Below are 20,755 nucleotides of genomic sequence, written 5' to 3'. Positions count from 1 at the left end.
GTTTGTGAGTAATTTTCTACAACAACAGCAGGCACTTAGCGAATCGCTCAATGCGGTTCGCCAGCGCATGCTCCTGCTCGAGGATGAGCGGCAGCAGATAGAGGCACAGCTGGCCGAGTTGCAGGCCAATGGCACCAAGTTCCAGCTGCTTGATGAAATTTCCGAGCGCTTGCGCAAGCTCGAAGAGGCCGGCGCCGGAGAAATGTTCTGGGCCGAGGATTACCGGGTTGATGCCTCCGAGCGGGTGATTTCTCGAATCGGTGAGTCCACCCGCGATTTCAACGAACAGCTGGAGCAGCTGCATCAATCCCGCCGACAAGTTCTCGATAATATTGAATACTGCAGCGAGGAAATCTTTGCTCTGGACGAGCAGGCAGATGAGCTGCGCCGTGAAGAGGAAGAGTCCAAGTACGAATTCGAAATCACCCGTGAATTCGAGCAACCGGATTTTCGCCCAATGGTTATGCCCTGGCATACCCAGGGTGAAGATGAAAAGCGTTTCCGTCTCTGTGTATTCGCCTCTCTGTTTATTGCCACTTTATTAGGTTATCTGGTGCCACTCTATACGTTGCCGGAACCGGAAAGCGAAGTGGTTGAGATTCCAGAGCGTTTGGCCAAGCTGGTAATCGAGAAGAAAACCAAGCCCAAGCCACCGCCGGAGCCGGAGAAAGCCAAGCCCAAGAAAGAGGAGAAGAAGCCCGAGCCCAAGCCTGAGCAGAAGGTGGCCAAGCAAGAGCCCAAGCCAACCAAAACTGAGAAGAAACAGGCGCGCAAGAAAGCTGAGCGCACAGGTGTTCTGGCCTTTAAGGATAATTTCCAGGATCTGATCCAGGATGATCTGGATAACCGTCTCGGCCAGCAGACCCAGCTGAGCACGGCGGGTAAGAAAGAGAATCGCAGCCAGCGCTCTCTGATTACGTCTGCCGCAGCCAAGGGCAGTGGTGGTATCAGTGCTTCAGATGTGAGTCGCAATGTGGGCGGAACGGGTTCTTCCCTGGGGGGTGTCGAGTTTGCACGTGTTGAAAGTGCTATTGGCAATGAGGGTGACTTTGCCGGTGAGGACCGACCGCTCAGCGATGGTGTTGGCCCGTCTCGTACCGACGAGGAAATCCAGATTGTCTTCGACCGCTATAAGAATGCGCTCTATCGCATCTACAACCGCGAGTTGCGCAACAACCCGGCTCTGCAGGGCAAGATGGTGCTGAAGATCACTATCGAACCGGATGGCTCTGTGTCCCTGGCACAAGTGGAGTCCAGCGATATGGATTCGCCGGCACTTAATGCCAAAATTGTTGCAAGGGTCAAACGGTTTAACTTCGGTGAAAAGGCTGGTGTTCCAACAATCACCATTCTCTACCCGATCGACTTCCTACCGCAGAGTTAATCAAATGGGCCTCCTTCTCGCTTGTGCGGGAAGGGGCCCCTTTTTTTCGGGCAGTTTTTGTCTGCTTTCACAGCTTTTTCCCTCCTGGGTTTGCCTGAGAACCACTTGGCAATCTTCAAAAAAGTCCTCCTGCCGGGCGGTATTTATGACCTGCTTCACGGCCACTTTTCCCCTCTGCAATTAAAGTTCGGGCACCGGGCAGACCCTGTGCGGCGGCAGTGCCTGAGGGTGCTGTCAAGGATTTTGTAAACAGAAAAGCGGCGGCTAATAAGTGACGATGATGTCGGAAGTAATTAGGCAAACCTCTCGGAAGTACTCTTTAGCTGGTTTTATTTTAGCCAGTATGTTCTTCCTGTTTGTAGCGAGCAACGCCTCGGCTACTGAAGAATGCCCCGTAAACTTCTTGCCGGATGTTGTAGAAATCGCCAACGACAGTCACTGTGAATTATGTGGAACGGGTACAGTTCGTGTAAGGCTTCGAAACCCCACTGATGAGCCGTTACGAGATCTTGCTTTGAATGTAGATCTCAATAACCCACGTCTCGAATATGCTGGTAATTTACGTATATCCGGTAGTGCTAGCTTAACCTCCATACCAAGTGATGGTGACAATAACCCTTACTTTTCTTTTTCTGATTTACCAGCCTCACCTCGAGATCCCATTTTTTTGGGCAGACGATGCGATAATTCCAATGTATTTGATAATGATTGTGAGTTTGTAGAGCTGAGCTTTGATGTACGTAGCCGCCCTGGGGAGGAAGAAAACCTTGCAGAGCAAAACTTAAGATTGGACATAACTGCTCTTGCTCAATATTCGGCTTGTGGTAGAACAACGATTCAGCAGCAGAGTCACAATCGCACTCTAGATATTGAGCAGCCGACCCCAACTCTTAGTAAATCGGTAAGAACATTTGATACCGGTACGGGTGCATTGATTCCAAGGTTTGGTGATTCCACAGCCTATGGGCATATAGAAGATGGAGTTCTGTGGGAAGTCACTATTGATAGTGGGGCTCGAGCATTAAGTTATGTGAAATTTGAGGACTTGCTGAGTCCTGTAGATGGTGCAACGGATTTAGAGTATGCATGTTTTTCACAAGCAGATGCTATTAACTCTGTCATTGCGGGTAGCCGTCAAGGTAATTGTGCCTCGATTGCTAGTGTGAATAATGAATTGATTGGGGGGAATGCTGGGGGCTTACAAATCCCATTGGGCTCCATTAATGGGGCCGTTTCTATCTACTTTTCTGGGAAAATGGATAGTTCTTGTAATAGCGCTCGACAAATCAATGTAGTTAGAAATCTCGAATGGGGTTGTAGCTCTCCCTTAGGTGGAATTACCCATGCTTGGGGAGAGGGGCCCCCATCATCTAAAGTTGCTAACCTGTTTGGGAACCAAAACCAGGGAGACTTAGAGGTTAACACTACTATACGAAATGCACAGGGGATAGCAGGCAGGGCAGGCTCTCGTGCCAATATTACCGTTCGTGTAGAAAATAATACTGGTCATACAGTAAGTGGTCTACGACTGCTTAATACTCTACCTTCCCAGTATATTATGGATCCAACACATCCTGTAGAGGTTGTTGGTCGACGAGGAGGTGGGGGTAATAACTATCCTGGCAGAATTAACTTTGGTGGGGCTGGGGTTACTTGGGAAAACCCAGTGACAGTTGATGCTAGTCAGTCTAACTTAGCAAAAGCAGAACTTAAAAAACCTAATTTTTCATTAGAGGGAAATGGTGTCGCAAACAATGAAGGGTCTCAAGTAGACATTTTGCGACATGGGGATTGGGTTGAAGTTAGGTTTGGAGTTGTACTAATAGACCCCGCTGCTTTTGATCTTAAAACCAACCTTGATGAAGGTATCAATGAGCCTGATACCGGGTATAGGAAGACACTACAGCATAAAGTAGAGGTTGAGTTTGATAACTATTGTTCTTTAAATAATGCAAAAATTACAGAGACTACCAATTTCGATGCTTGGCCAGAAGACCTGGATGTTAATATCCCTGCGGCTTTACATATTGTAAGAGATAATGGCACGACCGATCTCACTTTTGAAATTACAAATGAAGGTGGAGATCAAGCCGATAACTTCTTTGCTTATGTCTCTTTTGGGGCAACGATGAATGTTGTGGGTGTTCCCAATGGTTGTAGTAGTGCTACAGTTGCGAACCCTCCAGTTCACCCCAGTAGCACACATCCTTCTGGTGCCAACGTCAGGATGCCTATTTGGAAGCTGCCGCCGCCTGATAACAACACTGTACCCATTCCTAATAATGCAAGTGTCTACCTTTGCTCAATTGACAATGGGCTAGACATTTTAAAAGCCCAGAATGACAGTTCTGGGGATATAACATTTGTTGTTGAGAAAGATACAAGCAGTACAGGCTTGCAAGCTGATGATCTTACTTTTCGAGTGGATTTGATCGGGGAAATAACTCTTAGTGATGGTACACCATTAATTTATCCTGCACCGGAAGCTGCTAATTCCGAAACCAATCCTGGGAAACAGCAAGCCAATAATTATTCGTTGGATGCTATGCGAGGAAAGGTACTTGGCTTCAATCTATTGAAACGTCATGTGCCAGGTAGTTGTAATGAATTGCCCAGCAGGGATTCTGGTGAGCCGGAAATATTAATTGGGGAAGAGTGTGACTTTGAGATATATGCTGGTGGTTGGTTTGGATTTGAGACACCAGGCTACAACTTAATTGCTGTTGGTGGCATTGATATCGCAGATGATACACCCGGGGTCCATAACGGACGCGATGGTTATCAAGGGTATATCTCCCATAGCCAGCTTGCTTCTTGTGCGGATGCTACCTTCCCTGACCCATCCAGGACAGACTGTAGTACTATTATCACTAATTTTACCAGTATGCCGGGCACGTTGCTTTCAGATGCAGGCTTACACTGGGATGTGAGTGATGGTGGCACTTATGCTGTAGATAAACGTGGGCAGTGGTTCCTTGCGGACATGACTACCCGCTTGCTCAATAAAGATGAGGATAAAGTCTCAGGCCCTACCACTCATGGTGATACGAGTATTGACTATGGCCGGGCTCGTTTCACTGCTTTTTTTAAGACTACTGTGGATGGCACCGGCACCCCAACAACTCAACAAATAACCATTGATAATTATTCCTGCACAAAAGGAAATAGTTGTAATACAGAATATCCAGGCTATCCACAATGGCAAGACTGGACTGCAGAGCTTACAGTAACTGAGCCAAACCTTAATATCTCTAAAAAGGTCTGTAATTTTAGTCAGGCTGGAGGAAATATTAACAGCTGTAACTGGGTGGACTCGGTGTCTGGTAGCAAGTTTGATGACTTTGTCTACCGAATAACTGTAGAAAATAATCAAGACAGCGGTCCAAGTGCTGCCCCAGCATATGATGTCGTAATTACCGACGAGCTGGAGAGTGCACAAATGTGTGTTTGGCCATTTGCATTGGATGGTCTAAATAATACTCCTGAGGGCGACTTTGGTCTTGTGGGCACTTTGGTTGGTCGAAATGATTATGACTACGACCCTAATGATCCCGAGGCCTCCCCGCACTGTTTGGAAAATGGAAGCCAGGCTTTCTTAACCTTTTCCTATGATCATTCAACAGCATTAAAACAAATTGACGATAAAGATAGTGTTAATCTTTACTATCGTGTGAGCCCACACCGTACAGTGGTTCCTAATCAGTCGTTTAAAAATACGGCCTCTATTTTTCGTTACGACAGTCTAAAAGGGTTGGCGGGGGCGCAGAGTAAGCCAGTTATTGATAATAATAACCACCCTGGCACAGATGGAAAAGTTCCACCACGTACAGCCACTCCGGCGCTTGGTGGTGCTCGTATTTATTGTGTTGATGGGAGTGGCTATTGCGGTTCTGATGATGCGACTATGACCATCATTGATGTTAAAACCGAACCGAAAGAAATTATTTCACTCTCCCTGAGCGACCCAAAAAATAATAACGTGGTTGTTGGCGAAGAAATCCGATATCAGCTGACGGGTAAGGTGCCTGCCTCCCGATTAATTGATTTTACTTTCCGTGATGATCTTCCCGAGGGGTTAAGTTGTATTGAGGCGGTATCGCTGGATTTAACATCCATTCTGGGTACCACATGGTTTACTGGTGGTGGAGCAACAACCCCTCAAATCGATTGTAACGATGACTTTGTTGAGTGGCGTTATGGCGATCAGCATCTATTGTCTTTTGACCGTGGAGCCTATCCTGACGGTTTGGTACCTGTCGAACTAACATTTATCGCGCGAGTGGAGAACAATAAATATACACCTCATGCCGCTACTTTAGTTAATCCTAATGTTAGTGGCGTAGCGCAAATGACTTATAGGCCTGCGGTTGGAGCTACCCCGGTAGCCACTACTTTTGATCCACATACAATTAATGTAACGGGTCCGAGGATACAGCTGAACAAATCGTTCGCAGTAACTAACAGCGATGCGGATGATATTCTCACAGTAACTGTCACTGCAGAAAATATCGGTACCGCCGCCGCCTATAACCTGCAAGTACTCGATGACCTTACAGGCTCCAAGTTAGTTTATATCGGCAATATTGGAGGTAATGATCCACCCCAAAATGTCGATATCACTTCCGTGGGTGCTAATGCACCGATCTTTAGCTGGAATCGCAGTAATGCGGATTACAGCATCGCCGTGGGCGCTACCAAGTCATTCACCTTTGATGTGCGGGTAGAGCAGGGTGTAGAGCCCCATGAGATTCTGGATAACACCATTCAGGCCCGCTGGCAGTCCCTGCCGGGCAAAGATATTTCATTGAATAGCAGTAAGACTATTGGCAATGATGGAGCTGCTGACGGTATGCGTATCGGCGTGTTACCCAATGGTGGCGACGCGATTAATGATTATGAAACCAATGCCAGTGCCCAGACAGAAGTCTTGCCGTTACAGATAAACAAAACCGATTTACAGCCCGCTTTAGCTCCCACCATTGGTGCTCATAAAAAATTCCAGCTGGAAATCCGCTTGCCAGAAGGTATCAGCCAAAATGTAGCGGTTACCGATCAGCTCGGCAGCCCGGAAGGCTATGTGCTTAGCCATAATGCCGATTTCGATATTACTTATGATTTTGTCGGTATCGAAACCATTAATGGCGCAGTGCCATCTGAAACAGCATTCAATAGTTTCCCCACAGATAATACTGCCGGCAATGCCACCTGGAATATTGGCACCGTGGATACTGCCAGTGAAAATGACACGGTTGGCGGTACTATTGAACCACTGATTCGTATTACCTACTTTGCCCGTATCGCCAATGATTTGGCTACAAATAATGGCGATTCCCGTCGCAATGGTGCCACCCTGTCTTACCGCAATGGCGAAACCGGAGCCGGGGAAAATCTCAATGACAACACCGCTGCGGTTACCGTGGTAGAGCCTTTGCTAGCGGTCAGTAAAACTGTCAGTAATGCGACCAACCCCGGCAATTTGCCTGTGGGTGGTGATGTACTGGAGTACGAAATTACCGTGGCCCACGATGGTGGCTCCACAGCAGCTGCTTACGACTTAAACCTGGTGGATACACTACCTTCGGAATTGCGCCTGGATAGCAGTTTCACCCCAACGGCACTAATTAATGGTGGTGCTGTGGCAGGTTTTGTCTCAACACCGGCGGCAGCGCCCAATGGCCCCTTGATTTGGGGACGGGAGAACGGTGATAACAGTCTGGACCTGCAACTGGGGGAAACTCTGGTGATTACCTACCGCACTCAGGTGAATGGGGTATTTGGTTCTCCCATTAGCAATAGTGTGATGTTGGATTGGACCTCTCTCGACAACAGCAGTACAAATAATCAGGCCTATGAACGCGATGGTGCTGGCTGCCCAAGTATTTCGGCACCGGATGATTACTGTGTGGGCCCGGCCAGCGCCAGTATCGACACGGTGGATAACACCACTATTTCCAAGACAGTCATTGCGGATTCCGATAGCGCCACTCCAGTGGGTACGGTACGGGTTGGTGACACTGTTACCTATCAGCTAGTTCTGAATCTGCAGGCGGGCACCACACCGGCGGTAACCGTTACCGATACGCTGCCGAGCGGATTGGAGTTTGATTCCATTATCAGCGTGAACGGTGATACCACCGCGCCCTACGATGACAACTTGAATGATTACACCTATGCGGCGATTGCCGTGCCTGGCGCGGGGGATACTGGTACCGTGACCTGGAATCTGGGCGATATTCTCAGTAACTTCGGTAATACCAATCAATTTATTATTGAGTACACCGCCAAGGTACAAACCGGCGCGGGCATTGCGGTGCCCACAGCCACCCTCACCAATACTGCGCAACTGAATTACACCGGTGCTGCCAGCACATTGCAGGACAGCGCCAGTATTACAGTACTGCAACCGCGCCTTGCGAATCTGACTAAAACCGATGCCAACTGGCCCAGTTCCCATATGAATGTGGATCCGGCCAATGATGTGATGCAGTTTACTTTACAAGCCTGTAACACTGGCTTGGCTCCAGCTTACGATCTGTCTTTGACCGATGATCTGGCGACGCAGATGGAGCAAAGTTCCATCGCCAATTTACGGGTCTCCCTGGATGGCTCAGTACTGACTCAAGGTACTGATTATAGCTACACTGCACCGGTCAATCGCGGTGACGATATGCACTTTACTTTACAGGTGCCTATCGACGCTGGTACCTGCTTGGATATTTATTATGAAATTGGCTTTTATACTGATATCGGCGGCGGTGAAAACTGGGTAAACACTTTTACAGCAAATGAATTCTGGTCACTGCCCAGCAAGAGCGGTGAACAGTATGCTGCAGTTCCCCTGGCAACGCCTTACCCGATGGGTACTGTTGCCACTACGGTAACGCCTCCGCAGAAAACGCTGCTTACTGCCCCCACAGCGGCAGTGGGTGAGGAAGTGATATACCGCATTCAAGTACCGGGTAGCGCCACTACTGCGGCGATTCACGATTTGGTGATTACCGATGTGCTCGACCCCAGCCTGACACTGGTGCAGCTGCAGGAAATTAATGGCCGCGCATTTACCGATAACACCAGCAGTAACAATATTGCCCTGGCTGTTGACATGCTTCCGGCCGGCGAAGTGGCAATTTTTGAAGTGCGCGCACGGGTTGCCAATAATGCAACCGCGCAAGCGGGGCACAACTTTGCCAATCAAGCCAGTTATACCTTTGCCGCCACTAAAGGTGGGGCTGCACAGGCCGGCGGTGTCGGCACTGCGCCGGTGCTTACTATTGTGGAGCCGGATTTATCCGCAACCAATACGGTGGCCAACCAGACCAGCCCCGGTAATGACCCCGATGCGGGCGATATTCTGCGCTTTACCCTGGACCTAGCCGCTGCGGGCAGCCCGGAGAATTCCGCCGCTTTCGATTTGGCTATCCTTGAGCAGCTCTCTCTGGGGCTGCAATTGGTACCGGGCAGTGTCACCTTTGCAGGTGCCGCCCAGGCCGACCCCACGGTAACCGGCGATGGTGTTAATGCTGCGCAAACTCTCGAGTGGAGCCGTGCCAACAGCGATCTGGATATCTCTGCCGGTAATAACAGCCTGTTGGTATTCGATGCTCTGGTACTGGATGAAGTGCTGGCAGCTGCCACACTTTCCACCACTGCGCGCATCGAGTGGACCAGTCTGGATGAAGATAACAGCAGTCCCCATGAGCGCAATGGTGCTGACGGTGTCGGCGGTTTAAATGATTATGTACTGGAAAATATTGCCGCACAGCTGACCGCCGCCAATGACAGCGTACTGAGCAAAACCCGTGTTGACGATAGCTACGGTAGCACTGATGTGCAGTTGCGTATCGGCGATCTGGTGGAATACGAGCTGCGTCTGGCCCTGCCAGAAGGTACAGCACCGAAGGCGCAGATTGTCGATACCTTGCCGCAGGGCATGGTATTTGCCGGCACTGTGTCGATCAATGGCGATAACAATGCACCTTTCGCGGCTGTGGCACCTTTCCTCCACAACGCTATCGCCGAGCCGGTGCAGGCTGGTGACCCGGCCGCGGGCCCGACCACACTGAGTTGGAATATTGCTGATTTGCGCAACCAAGGCGATAACAACGCAGCTAATGATGAATTTGTGCTGCGCTATCGCGCGCGGGTATTAAACCGCGATGTGCACCCATGGCCCGCCAACAATACTGCACTCACTAATAATGTTGTTTTCAGCTTCGATGCCGCTACCGGTAATGAAACACGCAATGACAGTGAAACTCTGGATCTGCTACAGCCAGACCTGGCAATAGCAATCAGTGCGAATCCTGCTGGGGGTACCACTCTCTCCGCCGGTGATAGGGTCGACTACACCATTACGATTACCAATAATGGTTCTGCGCCCGCCTATGATCCGCTCTTTAAAGACTTGATTCCCCTCGGCCTGCGCCAGGCTGGTATCAATGTGCAGTCAGTAACTATCAATGGCGCTACTGCAACGGCTGTTGCTCCAACTTTCGACAGCAGCACTGGCGCAGCGGTTTGGGATTTCTCCGCGGGTACCGGTTACGCCATTAACCCGGGCCAGACTTTACAAATGGTGTACCGCGTTCAGGCGGATGCTAATTTGGGCGCGGGCCTTAATCTGCAAAATGCCGCTTATGTGGAGACTTATTACTCTCTGGATGGCGACAATCTGCCTTCTCTCGGTACAACGGCCGTGACTGCGGATATGCGCGAAGACTACGGCCCCACAGCCCCGGTGAGTGTGCAGTTTAATACTCCCAATGCCGCGCCGCTTTTCATTGAAAATACTCAGCCCACGGCTTCTATTGGCGAGCCGTTCAATTACCGCATTACTATTCCGCAAACGCCGCAGCCAGCAGCCCTGCACGATGTTAGCGTGTTGATTGACCTCAGTGCTTCCGCGGCGGATTTGGAATTTATTGGTGCGGCCAAGGTTTCCGGTAAAAATGCATTTACTCCGCAAAATACCGGTTCCGCTTCTGCACTGGTGATTGCCGATACTACCAACGGCATCGATGTGCCCGCTGGTGAGCAGGTGGTTATTGATGTAACGCTGCGCTTGCGCGACAGCAATCCACCCAATGTGGATGGCTTCCTGTTTAGCAACAGCGCCAGTTACAGCTACAACTACGATAATAACAACCCGGCCATGGGGCAGGGTGCTGGTGCGGGTAATTCCACCTTGGATATGCAGGTGGTAGAACCCACGGCGATTACCCTGACAAAAACCGGCCCGGCCAGTGTGCAGTCCGGTTTACCTGGCACCTTTACTTTGGACTTACACAATATTGGTACCGGCCCAGCCTGGGATATCAGCGTGACCGATATCCTGCCGGACAATAATCCCGGTGGCATGTGTGAAACCGCACCAAATAATTTTGCCGCACAAATCACCGATGCGGCCGGTACTGCGATTGCCACCCTGAGTGAAGGAACCGATTTTAATACGGCCTTTGATGCAGCCAGTTGTACTCTTACCATCACATCAATTGGTGCTGGGGCAATGTTGGCTGCGGATCACCATCTGCTGCTAAGTTACGACGCTACTCTGGATGTAGATACCCGCGATGGCGATACGCTCACTAATATTGCCGGGGTAACGCTGTGGCACAGTTGGGATAGCAGTGCGCCTGAAGCGCGTCAGTACACCCGTCCGGCGCCTACCGATGGTACACCTGGCGTGCTCGATCATGAGGATGCCTATACCCTAAGTGCTTCAGTACCCAAGGTAACTTTCTACAAGACTGTCGAGAATGTTACTCGCGGACAAAATCCGGCTGCCACGGCCAGCCCTGCAGAAGTACTGCGCTACACCCTCACTTTGAAAAATATCAGCGGTGTGGATGTCAGTGGTATTGAGATTACTGATGACTTGGGCCGCCTAAACAGCTTGCCATTGTTCCAGTCGGGCTCCCTGCAACTGGTTACTGCTCCGGCGAGTAGCGATAGTAGCGGGACAGATGCTTCTGCTGGTACCCACGGCAGTGGCTTGTTGAAGGTGACCAATCTTGACCTGGCGGCAAGTGGCAGTGCGGGTGATTCCATTCAGTTGATCTATGAAGTAAGTCTCGCCTCTGTAATTGACAGCGGTACAACTGTGTTGAATCAGGCTCAGGTACAGTTGCCCGGTCAATTACTGAAAAACAGTGATGATCCCAATATTAACGGTACTGATGATCCTGACGCTGCGGGGGATGAAGATCCTACTCAGGTATTAATTGAATCTGAACCACTGCTGGTAATTCATAAAACCTCAGCAGATATGACCGGTGACCCGGACCTGCTGATGGTGGCGGATACCCTGCGCTATACCATTCGCGTGGAAAATACCGGTAACGAAAATATCGTTAACGGGATGTTGCGTGATCAGATCCCAGCGAACACTACTTATGTTGCTGGCTCCACCACCTTGAATGGTTCTGCGCTTACAGATGTAAGTGACGCTTCGCCGCTTGAAGCGGGTATGAACATTAATACATCTGGCGAAGCCGATGGTTTTATTGCTGCAGCGGCAACTGGCGCTGTGCCTGTGATGGTTACCTTTGATGTCACCATTAATGATGTCAATGACGGCACTATTATTTCAAACCAAGGCTTTGTTAATGGCGAAGGTGCTGGTAGTGGCCCCTTCGATGAAGTCCCATCGGATGACCCCGCTACAGATGTCCCCAACGATCCAACAATAGATATTGTTGGCGATGTTCCCCTGCTGGTTGCTCATAAGACCGTGGTAATTGCGGTGGATAATATTTCCACGGGTATTGTCGACCCCGGTGATGTGCTGCGTTACACCATTGCGATTACCAATATGGGGGGGGTTGATGCGCTGCAGGTGGCACTCACTGACCAAGTGCCCGCAAATACCAATTATGTTGCCGGTAGTACCACCTTAAATGGAATCGCGGTTGCTGATAATGCCGGTGGTATGTCACTGCTGAATACTGCATTGCCGGTATCTTCTGATGACCTAACCCCACCTTTGCCAGGTGCCAACGAGGGGGTGATTACTTCTGCACAAACTGCCACCGTAACTTTTGATGTAATGGTGAATATGGATGCTGCCAGGGGTACGGTAATCAGCAACCAGGGCAGTGTTGCTGCAGAAGAACTACCACTGGTACTCACTGATGCAGATGGCAATCCGGCCAATGGTGCCCAACCGACACTAGTGGTGGTGGGTGATGCACAGCTGCTTTCAATTGTAAAAGAAGTTGCCGTTGTCGGCGGTGGCGCAGCCGAAGCCGGAGCAGTGCTGGAATATTTGGTGACCATTGAAAATATCAGTGGTGTGCCGGCGACCATGGTAAGTATTACTGATGACCTAATGGTTGCTGGCGATGGTGTCCTTACCTACGTTGCAGACTCTGCCATGCTAAATGGCCAAGTAGATGGAGTCAGCGTTGCCGGTACGGTAATTACTGCTGACTACTCCACAACTTATGGAGATTTGCTGCCGGGTGAAAGTGTGACATTGCGCTTCCAGGCAAAACTTTCCGACAGCCTGGAAATTGGCTACACCGTGGTGAATACCGCGGAAGTGCACTGGAATGATCCACCTTCAAGCAATCAGGCCAGTGTTGCTATCGATGTTGGTGGCACACCGGGAATCGCTAATCTGGCCGGTTACCTGTGGCACGATGTGAACTTCAATAATCAGGCCGATGCCGATGAACGCTTGTTGTTGAACTGGGCAGTGGATCTGTATTTCAACGGTGCATTGCTGGAAACTATCCAGACTGATGAAAATGGCTATTTCAATTTCCAGGGACTGGTGCCCAACAATTATGGTGGTCTTAGTTACGAGATGCGCTACACCGCGCCGGATGCCAGCGAAAGTACCGCATCTCTGGGTAATCCGGTTTCCGATTTCACCAATGGTCCCCAGCGTATCAGTGAGATCTTTGTGGAGTCTGGTGCTAATCCGCAAGACTTAAACCTGCCGCTCACGCCAAACGGAGTCATTTACAACTCCATCCTGCGTGCTCCGATTACCGGCGCTACGCTGAGTATGCTGCGTGCCAGCTCAGGCCAGGAGCTGCCGAATCGTTGCTTCGATGATGAAAAGCAGCAGGGTCAGGTAACCCGTGCCGGTGGCTACTACAAGTTCGATATTAATTTCGATGATGCCGCCTGTCCGGCCAATGCGGACTACCTGATTCGAGTAGAACTGGCCGATGACAATTATGTCGGTGGTGAATCCCTGGTTATTCCAGCGCAGACCAATGAGGAGACTGCCGGATTCGATGTGGGCGCTTGCCTCGGCAGTAATGCGGATATGGTGCCGGGTACTGCGCAACACTGCGAGGTGCAACTGTCCCCGGCTAATCCGCCACTGGATATAGAAGCACGTGATACCCTGACCAACTATTACCTGCGCCTGACTCTGGATAACAAACAAATTCCAGGGGATAGCCAGTTGTTCAACAACCATATCCCCCTGGACCCGAAATTAGAGGGGGCGCTCTCTATTACTAAAACTGCGGCCATGTTGAATGTGACCCGCAGCCAATTGGTGCCTTACACCATTACCTTCGGCAATAACCTGCCGGTACCGCTCACCGATTTGCAGCTGGTGGACTTTTTCCCCGCAGGCTTCAAATACGTGGCCGGCTCGGCGCGTCTCGATGGTGAACCGGTGGAACCGGAGATGAAAGGGTTACAGTTGATCTGGTCGGACCTACGTGTAGAGGCGGATCAGACCCGCGAGTTGAAACTGCTACTCGTTGTAGGCTCCGGTGTAGGGGAGGGCAAGTATGTGAACCGTGCACGTATGTTTAACCAGCTCTCCGGACAGACGGCGTCTGGTGAAGCTTCGGCGACCGTGCGTGTGGTACCGGACCCCACTTTCGACTGTACCGATGTGATCGGTAAGGTCTTCGACGATAAAAATATGAACGGCTACCAAGATGCCGGGGAAGGTGGACTGGCCGGTGCGAGGGTCGTCAGCGCAACGGGTCTCAATGCCACTGCCGATGCCCACGGTCGATTCCATATTACCTGTGCTTTGGTGCCGAACCCCGATCGCGGTTCCAATTTTGTGCTCAAGCTCGACGACCGCAGTTTGCCAAGCGGCTATCGTCTCACCACAGAAAACCCGCGCGTGGTGCGTGCGACCCGAGGCAAGATGGTGAAGTTTAACTTCGGCGCCAGCCTGCATCGGGTAGTGCGCCTGGATATGGCCGAGGCGGTCTTCGAACCGACAACTACCGAGATGCGTCCCCAATGGCACTCCCGTATTGAGCTGCTGCTGGAAAAACTCAGCGAAGCACCCTCGGTATTGCGCCTGTCCTACCTCGCGGAAAATGAAGACCCGGATTTGGTGGAAGAGCGTTTGCAAACGATCAAGGCGGATATTGCCGAGCAGTGGGCGCGTAGTTATGGCGACTACGAACTGACGATTGAAACGGAAGTGTTCTGGCGGCGTGGTGCGCCGCCCAGCAAAGGAGGGTGGCAGTAATGTCCTTTGCAGATGGCAATAAAAAGCGCAGTAACTTGGAGTGTTCGCGCACACCTGGCACAGCGGTTGTTGCGAAAAAAAACACTCGCACATTTCGTCGGCGTGAGCGTTGCCTGGCCACAGCGATTACTTTGGCCTTGGCAATGCCTGTACACGCGCAGCAGCAATCTGATACCGAGGTAGCCGAACCCCAGGAAACCAGCTGGTGGCAGGTGTGGCAAAAAATTCCCGGACTGGCGCCAGAAGTAGAGGAGCCGCAGACGGAGTTTGAGGAAAAATCCATAGGCAGCAATACGGAAACGATGTTGCTGCGCGCCCCTTCCAATCAATGGCTGCAGGATGCGGGTACTTTTATTGCCCCGCCCGAGCCGATTGTGGTGGAAGACTTTATCGAGCCATTACAGTTTTTTGCTGTAGGTGATGAAGTTTCTCCTGAGGCCATCACATTATTGCGTGAAAAGCTGGATGAGCTGGGAGAAACGCCCAATTTCCAATTGCATTTTATTGGTCACACCGATTCGGACCCGATGCAAAAAGAATTCGTTGCGGATTACGCAAGTAAGGAAGAATTTACCCTTGCTCGCGCTCAATTCGTGGCAGATTTTTTCCAGCAGGCTTTGGAACTGCCGGAAGAGATGATCGCGGTGGAAAGCCGCGGTGACGCAGAGCCCATTGCCGACAATATCACCACTGCCGGACGCGAACTGAACCGTCGCGTGCAAGTGCAGGTGAGTTACGATGCTCTGGATGCAGAGGCTATGGCAGCCCGTGCCCGCGCTGAAGCCCTGGCACTTAACCGGGTCAAAGTGTGTCGCCAGGAAACGGTTTGTAGATTGAATTATACCGCTGGCACTGAGCAGCGCGCGCGCTTGAAGAACCTGGTTAATCCTTTGCGCTGGCAGCCGGGGCAAGCGAATTTACCTGAGGCGTTCTTACGGCGTATCCGCGAAGTGCGTACAAATCTGTCCAATAAGAATAATCTGGTGATTCATTTTGTTGGTCATACCGATGCGCTGCCTCTGCAAATTGGTGAAAGCTCTGAGCAGCAACAGAGTGCCTATCAGGAAAAGTCCCATAGCGAAGCCCGACGTGTTGCTCTGGCGGTGCGCGATGCCCTGGGCCTACCGGACACCATGATCTCCAGTAGCGGCAAGGGCGCCAGTCAGCCCATAGCCGCCAATGACACACCCAAGGGGCGCACCCTAAACCGCCGTGTGGAAGTGGAGTTCTGGTACGACGATCCCCTCGAAGTGGCGGTGGATGGCGTACAGGCCTGCCCAGAGGCGGCAGCCGCGGAAACCATTACCATTGCCCACCAATCCCTGCGTGGCGATATAGCGCCTATCCGTTTCGATAATGGCGATCCGATTATTACCCAGGCGCAGCTGGCTCAAATTCGCGCTGCTATGGGGGAAATTTCGAGCAAAGCCAATGTGCGCTTGAGTTTTATTGGTTATAGCGAAAATAAGCGCATGGACCGCCGGGAAGCCATGGTTTACGGCGATGATGTTGGGCTCTCTGGTGCACGCGCGCGCCGTGCGATGGAGCAGGTAAAAGAGCTTCTCAGCCTCGAAGACTCCCAAGTGGAATTTGAAGGGCGCGGTTATGTGCAGTCCGACGATGTAGTGGCCAACGGTTTCACCCTGGATGAAGGCGCGAGGGTTGAAGTGCAGGTGCTCTACGATGAGCTGGCGATTCTGGCGGAGAGCGACCGCCTGGAGATCGAGCGTATTAACCGCGAAGCCATCGCTAACAACCCCTATTCACTGAATTTAATGCGTATTACTGTGGATGGCAGTCCCGAATACGATCCCTATAAAAACTCTGCCGATCTGCAGCGCTGTACCGATGTGGCGCTGGATAATGCGAATATCCAGTTCCGCTTCGATAACAAAAAAATGCAGCCGCGTCTGAATATTTCAGCCTGGCCCAATACCATTCGCTACGCGGATAACCCGGATACCGAGCACAGCGAGAACCGCGTGGTTTTCCGCAGCTACACCAACTATCCCAGTTTTATTGAGCGGGCCGAGGTACGCCTGTTTGAAGAAGGGCAGTCCCTGAGAGACACGCCGGTTGACATAGTCCCGCTGGCTGCCGGAGAAGGGGAGTGGTTTGCAGAATTTTCCCATTTCCAGGCACCGCTAAAAAAACTGCACTATGTCTTGCGGGTGTACGATAAAAAAGGCCGCTTCGATGAAACTGCCGAACAGACTCTGTGGCTGGTGGATAAGGTTGAAGAGTCAACGAAAGAGGTAAACGTTTCACAGGAATTATTGGTTGGCTACGGTGAAAATCGCCTAGCGCGAAGAAATATTCCTCTGGATGGTAACAGTGTGCTGGTGAACGGTGCCGAGGTACCGCCAGGGCACACTGTGTGGCTGGCGGGCAACCCGGTACCGGTCAACGAGCAGGGCCAGTTTGTCGCCGAACAAATTTTCGACCCCGGTATGCACACCGTGGAAGTGGCGGTTCTGGACCAAGAGGGCAATGGCGAATTGTTCCTGCGCGATCTGGAATTTGCCAAAAACGATTGGTTTACCGTGGGTATTGCCGATCTCACGATTGGCTATGACAAAACCAACGGCCCAGCGGCGCTGGTTACCGGCGATGAAACCCACTACGACAATTCCGTTAGCTACGATGGTCGCCTGGCGTTTTATACCAGCGGTGGTTTCGGTGAGGGCTGGCGCCTCTCTGCCAGTGCGGATACGGAAGAGGGGCCGGTGGATGATTTATTTTCCAACTTTATGGAAAAAACGCCCGATGCCCTGTTCCGCCGTTTAGATAGTGATCTTTATTATCCTACCTTTGGTGACGACTCCACCGTAGTGGAAGACGCACCCACCTCCGGCAAGTTTTATGTGAAGTTGTCCAAGTACGACGACTACGGCTTGTGGGGTAATTTCAAAGCGACCTATGCCGATAACGAACTGGCGCAAATAGACCGCGCACTCTATGGTGCTAACGGCCACTTCGAAAGCGACGCTATGACCAGCTTCGGGGAAAAACGCTTTCAGGTGGATGCCTTTGGTGCGGAGCCTGGCACTATTGCCGGGCGCGATGAGTATCGTGGAACCGGTGGCTCCCTCTATTTCATGCGTCATCAGGATATTCTCAACGGCTCCGAACGCCTGCGGGTTGAAGTGCGGGATAAAGACTCCGGTTTGGTACTGGCAGTAAAAAATCTTTCCCCGGTGATCGATTACGATATCGATTACATTCAAGGCCGCGTACTGCTGAACAAGCCCTTGTCTGCCCTGGCTAACGATAATCTGTTAATCCAGGATGGCTCCTACAACGGTAATCCCCAGTATCTGGTAGCCCGCTACGAATACACCCCCGGTTTTGAAGAGATGGACACTCTCGCCTTTGGTGGCCGCGCCCATTACTGGTTTGGAGATCACGTAAAGCTGGGGCTCAGTGCTACCCAACAGGATGAGGATGACAACGAAACTGCGCTGCAAGGCTTTGACTTAACATTACGTAAAACGGCAGGCAGCTGGCTGAAAGTGGAAGTGGCCAACAGTGAAGGCGGTAATCTCGATAGTACCAACTCCTTAGATGGTGGTTTTACTTTTGATAGCGGTCAAACTTTTGATCCTGAGGCTAGCGCTGCTGCCAACAAAATTGAAGCTAGCCTGCAGCTGGGTGATTTCTTCGAAAGCCTACGCGGCTCCGGTAATTTCTATCACCAGCAACGGGAAGCGGGCTTTTCTGGCCCCGGTCAATTTGCCCGGGGTGAAACCACCCAATTCGGAGCGGGGATCAACCTACCTCTCGGTGAAAGTTTCGATGTGGGCTTGAAAGCGGATAGTAAAGAAGAGGAATTCGGTCTGCACACCAGTGCAACGGATTTCATGCTCGGCTACCGCCTCAACGATCACTGGCATCTCAGTTCCGGTGTGCGCAGCGATAGCCGCGAAGATTTCTCTCAAGTTGTGGCGGCCACCCAAACTCAGGGCGACCGCACTGATATGGCAGTGGAGGCCAGTTATGATTCTGGCGAAAATTGGAGTGCTTTCGGCTTTGTGCAGGGTACCCTAGAGGTGACCGGCACTCGTGAGGAAAACAATCGTGTCGGTGTCGGCGGTGCCTACCGGGTGAGCGACAGACTCACCATGGATAGTGAGGTTTCCAGCGGCGATACCGGTATGGGCGCGCGACTGGGCACTGACTTCCTGGTGAGCGACAGAACCAGCGTATACCTGAATTACACCCTCGATAACGAGCGCAGCGATACCGGCGTACGTGCCCGTAAAGGCAATATGAGTACCGGCTTCCGCAGCCGTTATTCCGATACCCTGAGTATGTATGGTGAGGAGCGCTACAGTCACGGCGATGTCTCCACCGGCCTGACGCATGCCTTGGGTATGGACCTGGCGCCCAACGATCGCTGGACATACGGCACCACGGTAGAAGCGGGCACCCTGGAAGACCCACGCACCGGTGCCAAAACCGAGCGCAACGCCCTGGGGCTTAATATGGGCTATAGCCTGGATGCGATCCGTTTGGCCTCGGCGGTAGAATACCGTACCGATGCCATGGAAACCGCAGTGGATGAAAACACCGTGCTGGAATCCGAGCGTGATACCTGGCTGTTGAAGAATACCCTGAGCTATCAGCTCAACCCAGACTGGCGCTTGGTTGGCAAATTTAATTACTCCGATAGCAAAAGTTCCCAGGGCGAGTTCTATGATGGAAAATTTACCGAAGCGGTAATGGGCTACGCCTACCGCCCGGTGAATCACGATCGCCTCAACACGCTATTGAAATACACCTATTTCTATAACGTGCCCACCAAAGATCAGGTAACCGTAGAAAACACCTCAGCTGAATTTATTCAGAAGAGCCATATTTTCTCCGTGGATGCCAGCTATGATCTCACCCAGCGCTGGACCCTGGGAGGCAAATACGCCTACCGCCTTGGCCAGCTAAGCCTGGATAGAGAAAACCCGGAATTCTTTGACAGCCGTGCTAGCCTCTATGTACTGCGCGCAGACTGGCATTTTGTAAAACGCTGGGATCTCCTCATCGAAGGGCGCCTGCTCGATTTACCCGACGCGCAGGACAGCAAGAGCGGTGCATTAATTGGCCTATATCGCCATATCGGTGACCACCTCAAGCTGGGGGTGGGCTACAACTTTACGGATTTCTCCGATGATCTCACTCAGCTGGATTACGACAGCCAGGGGATGTTTGTAAATATTGTTGGGAAGTTGTAGCGCGGAGCCCGGTGTAAGCCGGGCTCTAGAGTAGAAGTTTGAGCGGCCGACTTTTCCAGCTGTGACAAGATATAGCTTGCCTTTCAATTATTAGCCTAAAAGCTCACCATCAAATGAATATGCGATAAACTAGAGTCGACTTTGATCCTTTATTACACTTTTTTTGATCTCTAGGGGTTGGTGGGATAGGGTTTTTATCAAATATTCATCGTCGGATATACAGTAAATGATTGGTGTAATTTAAGAGTTGCAGGGACTTTTTTAACCTTAATAAGCAATTTTAAATATTGATAATTTTTTTCTTAGCGGATTATAATTTGACTGGTCAATAAGTACTCTTGAATTCTGGTACTGCTTAGGTTGTTCAGGTTTAGGGGCTCGAAATAGGCTATTTAATGATGAGGCTAACTTTGCGCAGTGTATCAAAACTACTTTGCTAATTGATACTTCCGTTTTACACTAGAGCGAATATTCTCTATATAGCACTTATATAGTTATTTCTTGGAGCTGGCTTGATGAGCTTCTACCGCTATCTAAAACAACTTTCTTACTTGGTTCCATCTAATTATCGACTCTTACCAAACTGAAAATACAAGTATGGTATTATCCAGCAAGGGCGTATAATTTATGTTATTTACCTTCTCATGACAGGGGTAAATATAGTATATTTCCTCCAGAATTATTTAA

General features: G+C 50.9%; 3 protein-coding genes. All 3 read left to right on the top strand.

Features of this window, described 5'->3' with window-relative positions:
- The first annotated feature begins 4 nt into the window (after positions 1–4).
- The 3 genes from ACJJIC_RS16200 to ACJJIC_RS16190 all read left to right on the top strand — a co-directional run bounded on the left by ACJJIC_RS16200 (position 5) and on the right by ACJJIC_RS16190 (position 20,068).
- Positions 5–1,384: an AgmX/PglI C-terminal domain-containing protein gene (locus ACJJIC_RS16200; protein WP_445357407.1), complete on the top strand. Its 1,380-nt coding sequence runs from the start codon at positions 5–7 to the stop codon at positions 1,382–1,384.
- Positions 1,385–1,664: 280 nt separating this feature from the next.
- Positions 1,665–14,843 (top strand): isopeptide-forming domain-containing fimbrial protein, encoded by a 13,179-nt coding sequence (locus ACJJIC_RS16195; protein ID WP_445357406.1) that lies wholly within the window; start codon positions 1,665–1,667, stop codon positions 14,841–14,843.
- Positions 14,843–20,068, top strand: a complete 5,226-nt coding sequence (locus ACJJIC_RS16190; protein ID WP_445357405.1) for an OmpA family protein — start codon at positions 14,843–14,845, stop codon at positions 20,066–20,068. Before ACJJIC_RS16195 ends, ACJJIC_RS16190 begins: the two co-directional genes overlap by 1 nt.
- The last annotated feature ends 687 nt before the right edge of the window (positions 20,069–20,755 follow it).

It is taken from the genome of Microbulbifer mixtoriginis (SeqCode), from assembly GCF_052468275.1.
This window is presented reverse-complemented; position numbering and strand designations above follow the sequence as displayed.

Excerpts from the sequence above, each read along its gene's own strand:
- ACJJIC_RS16195 (WP_445357406.1), top strand. The coding sequence starts at position 1,665 with ATGTCGGAAGTAATTAGGCAAACCTCTCGGAAGTACTCTTTAGCTGGT.
- ACJJIC_RS16190 (WP_445357405.1), top strand. The coding sequence starts at position 14,843 with ATGTCCTTTGCAGATGGCAATAAAAAGCGCAGTAACTTGGAGTGTTCG.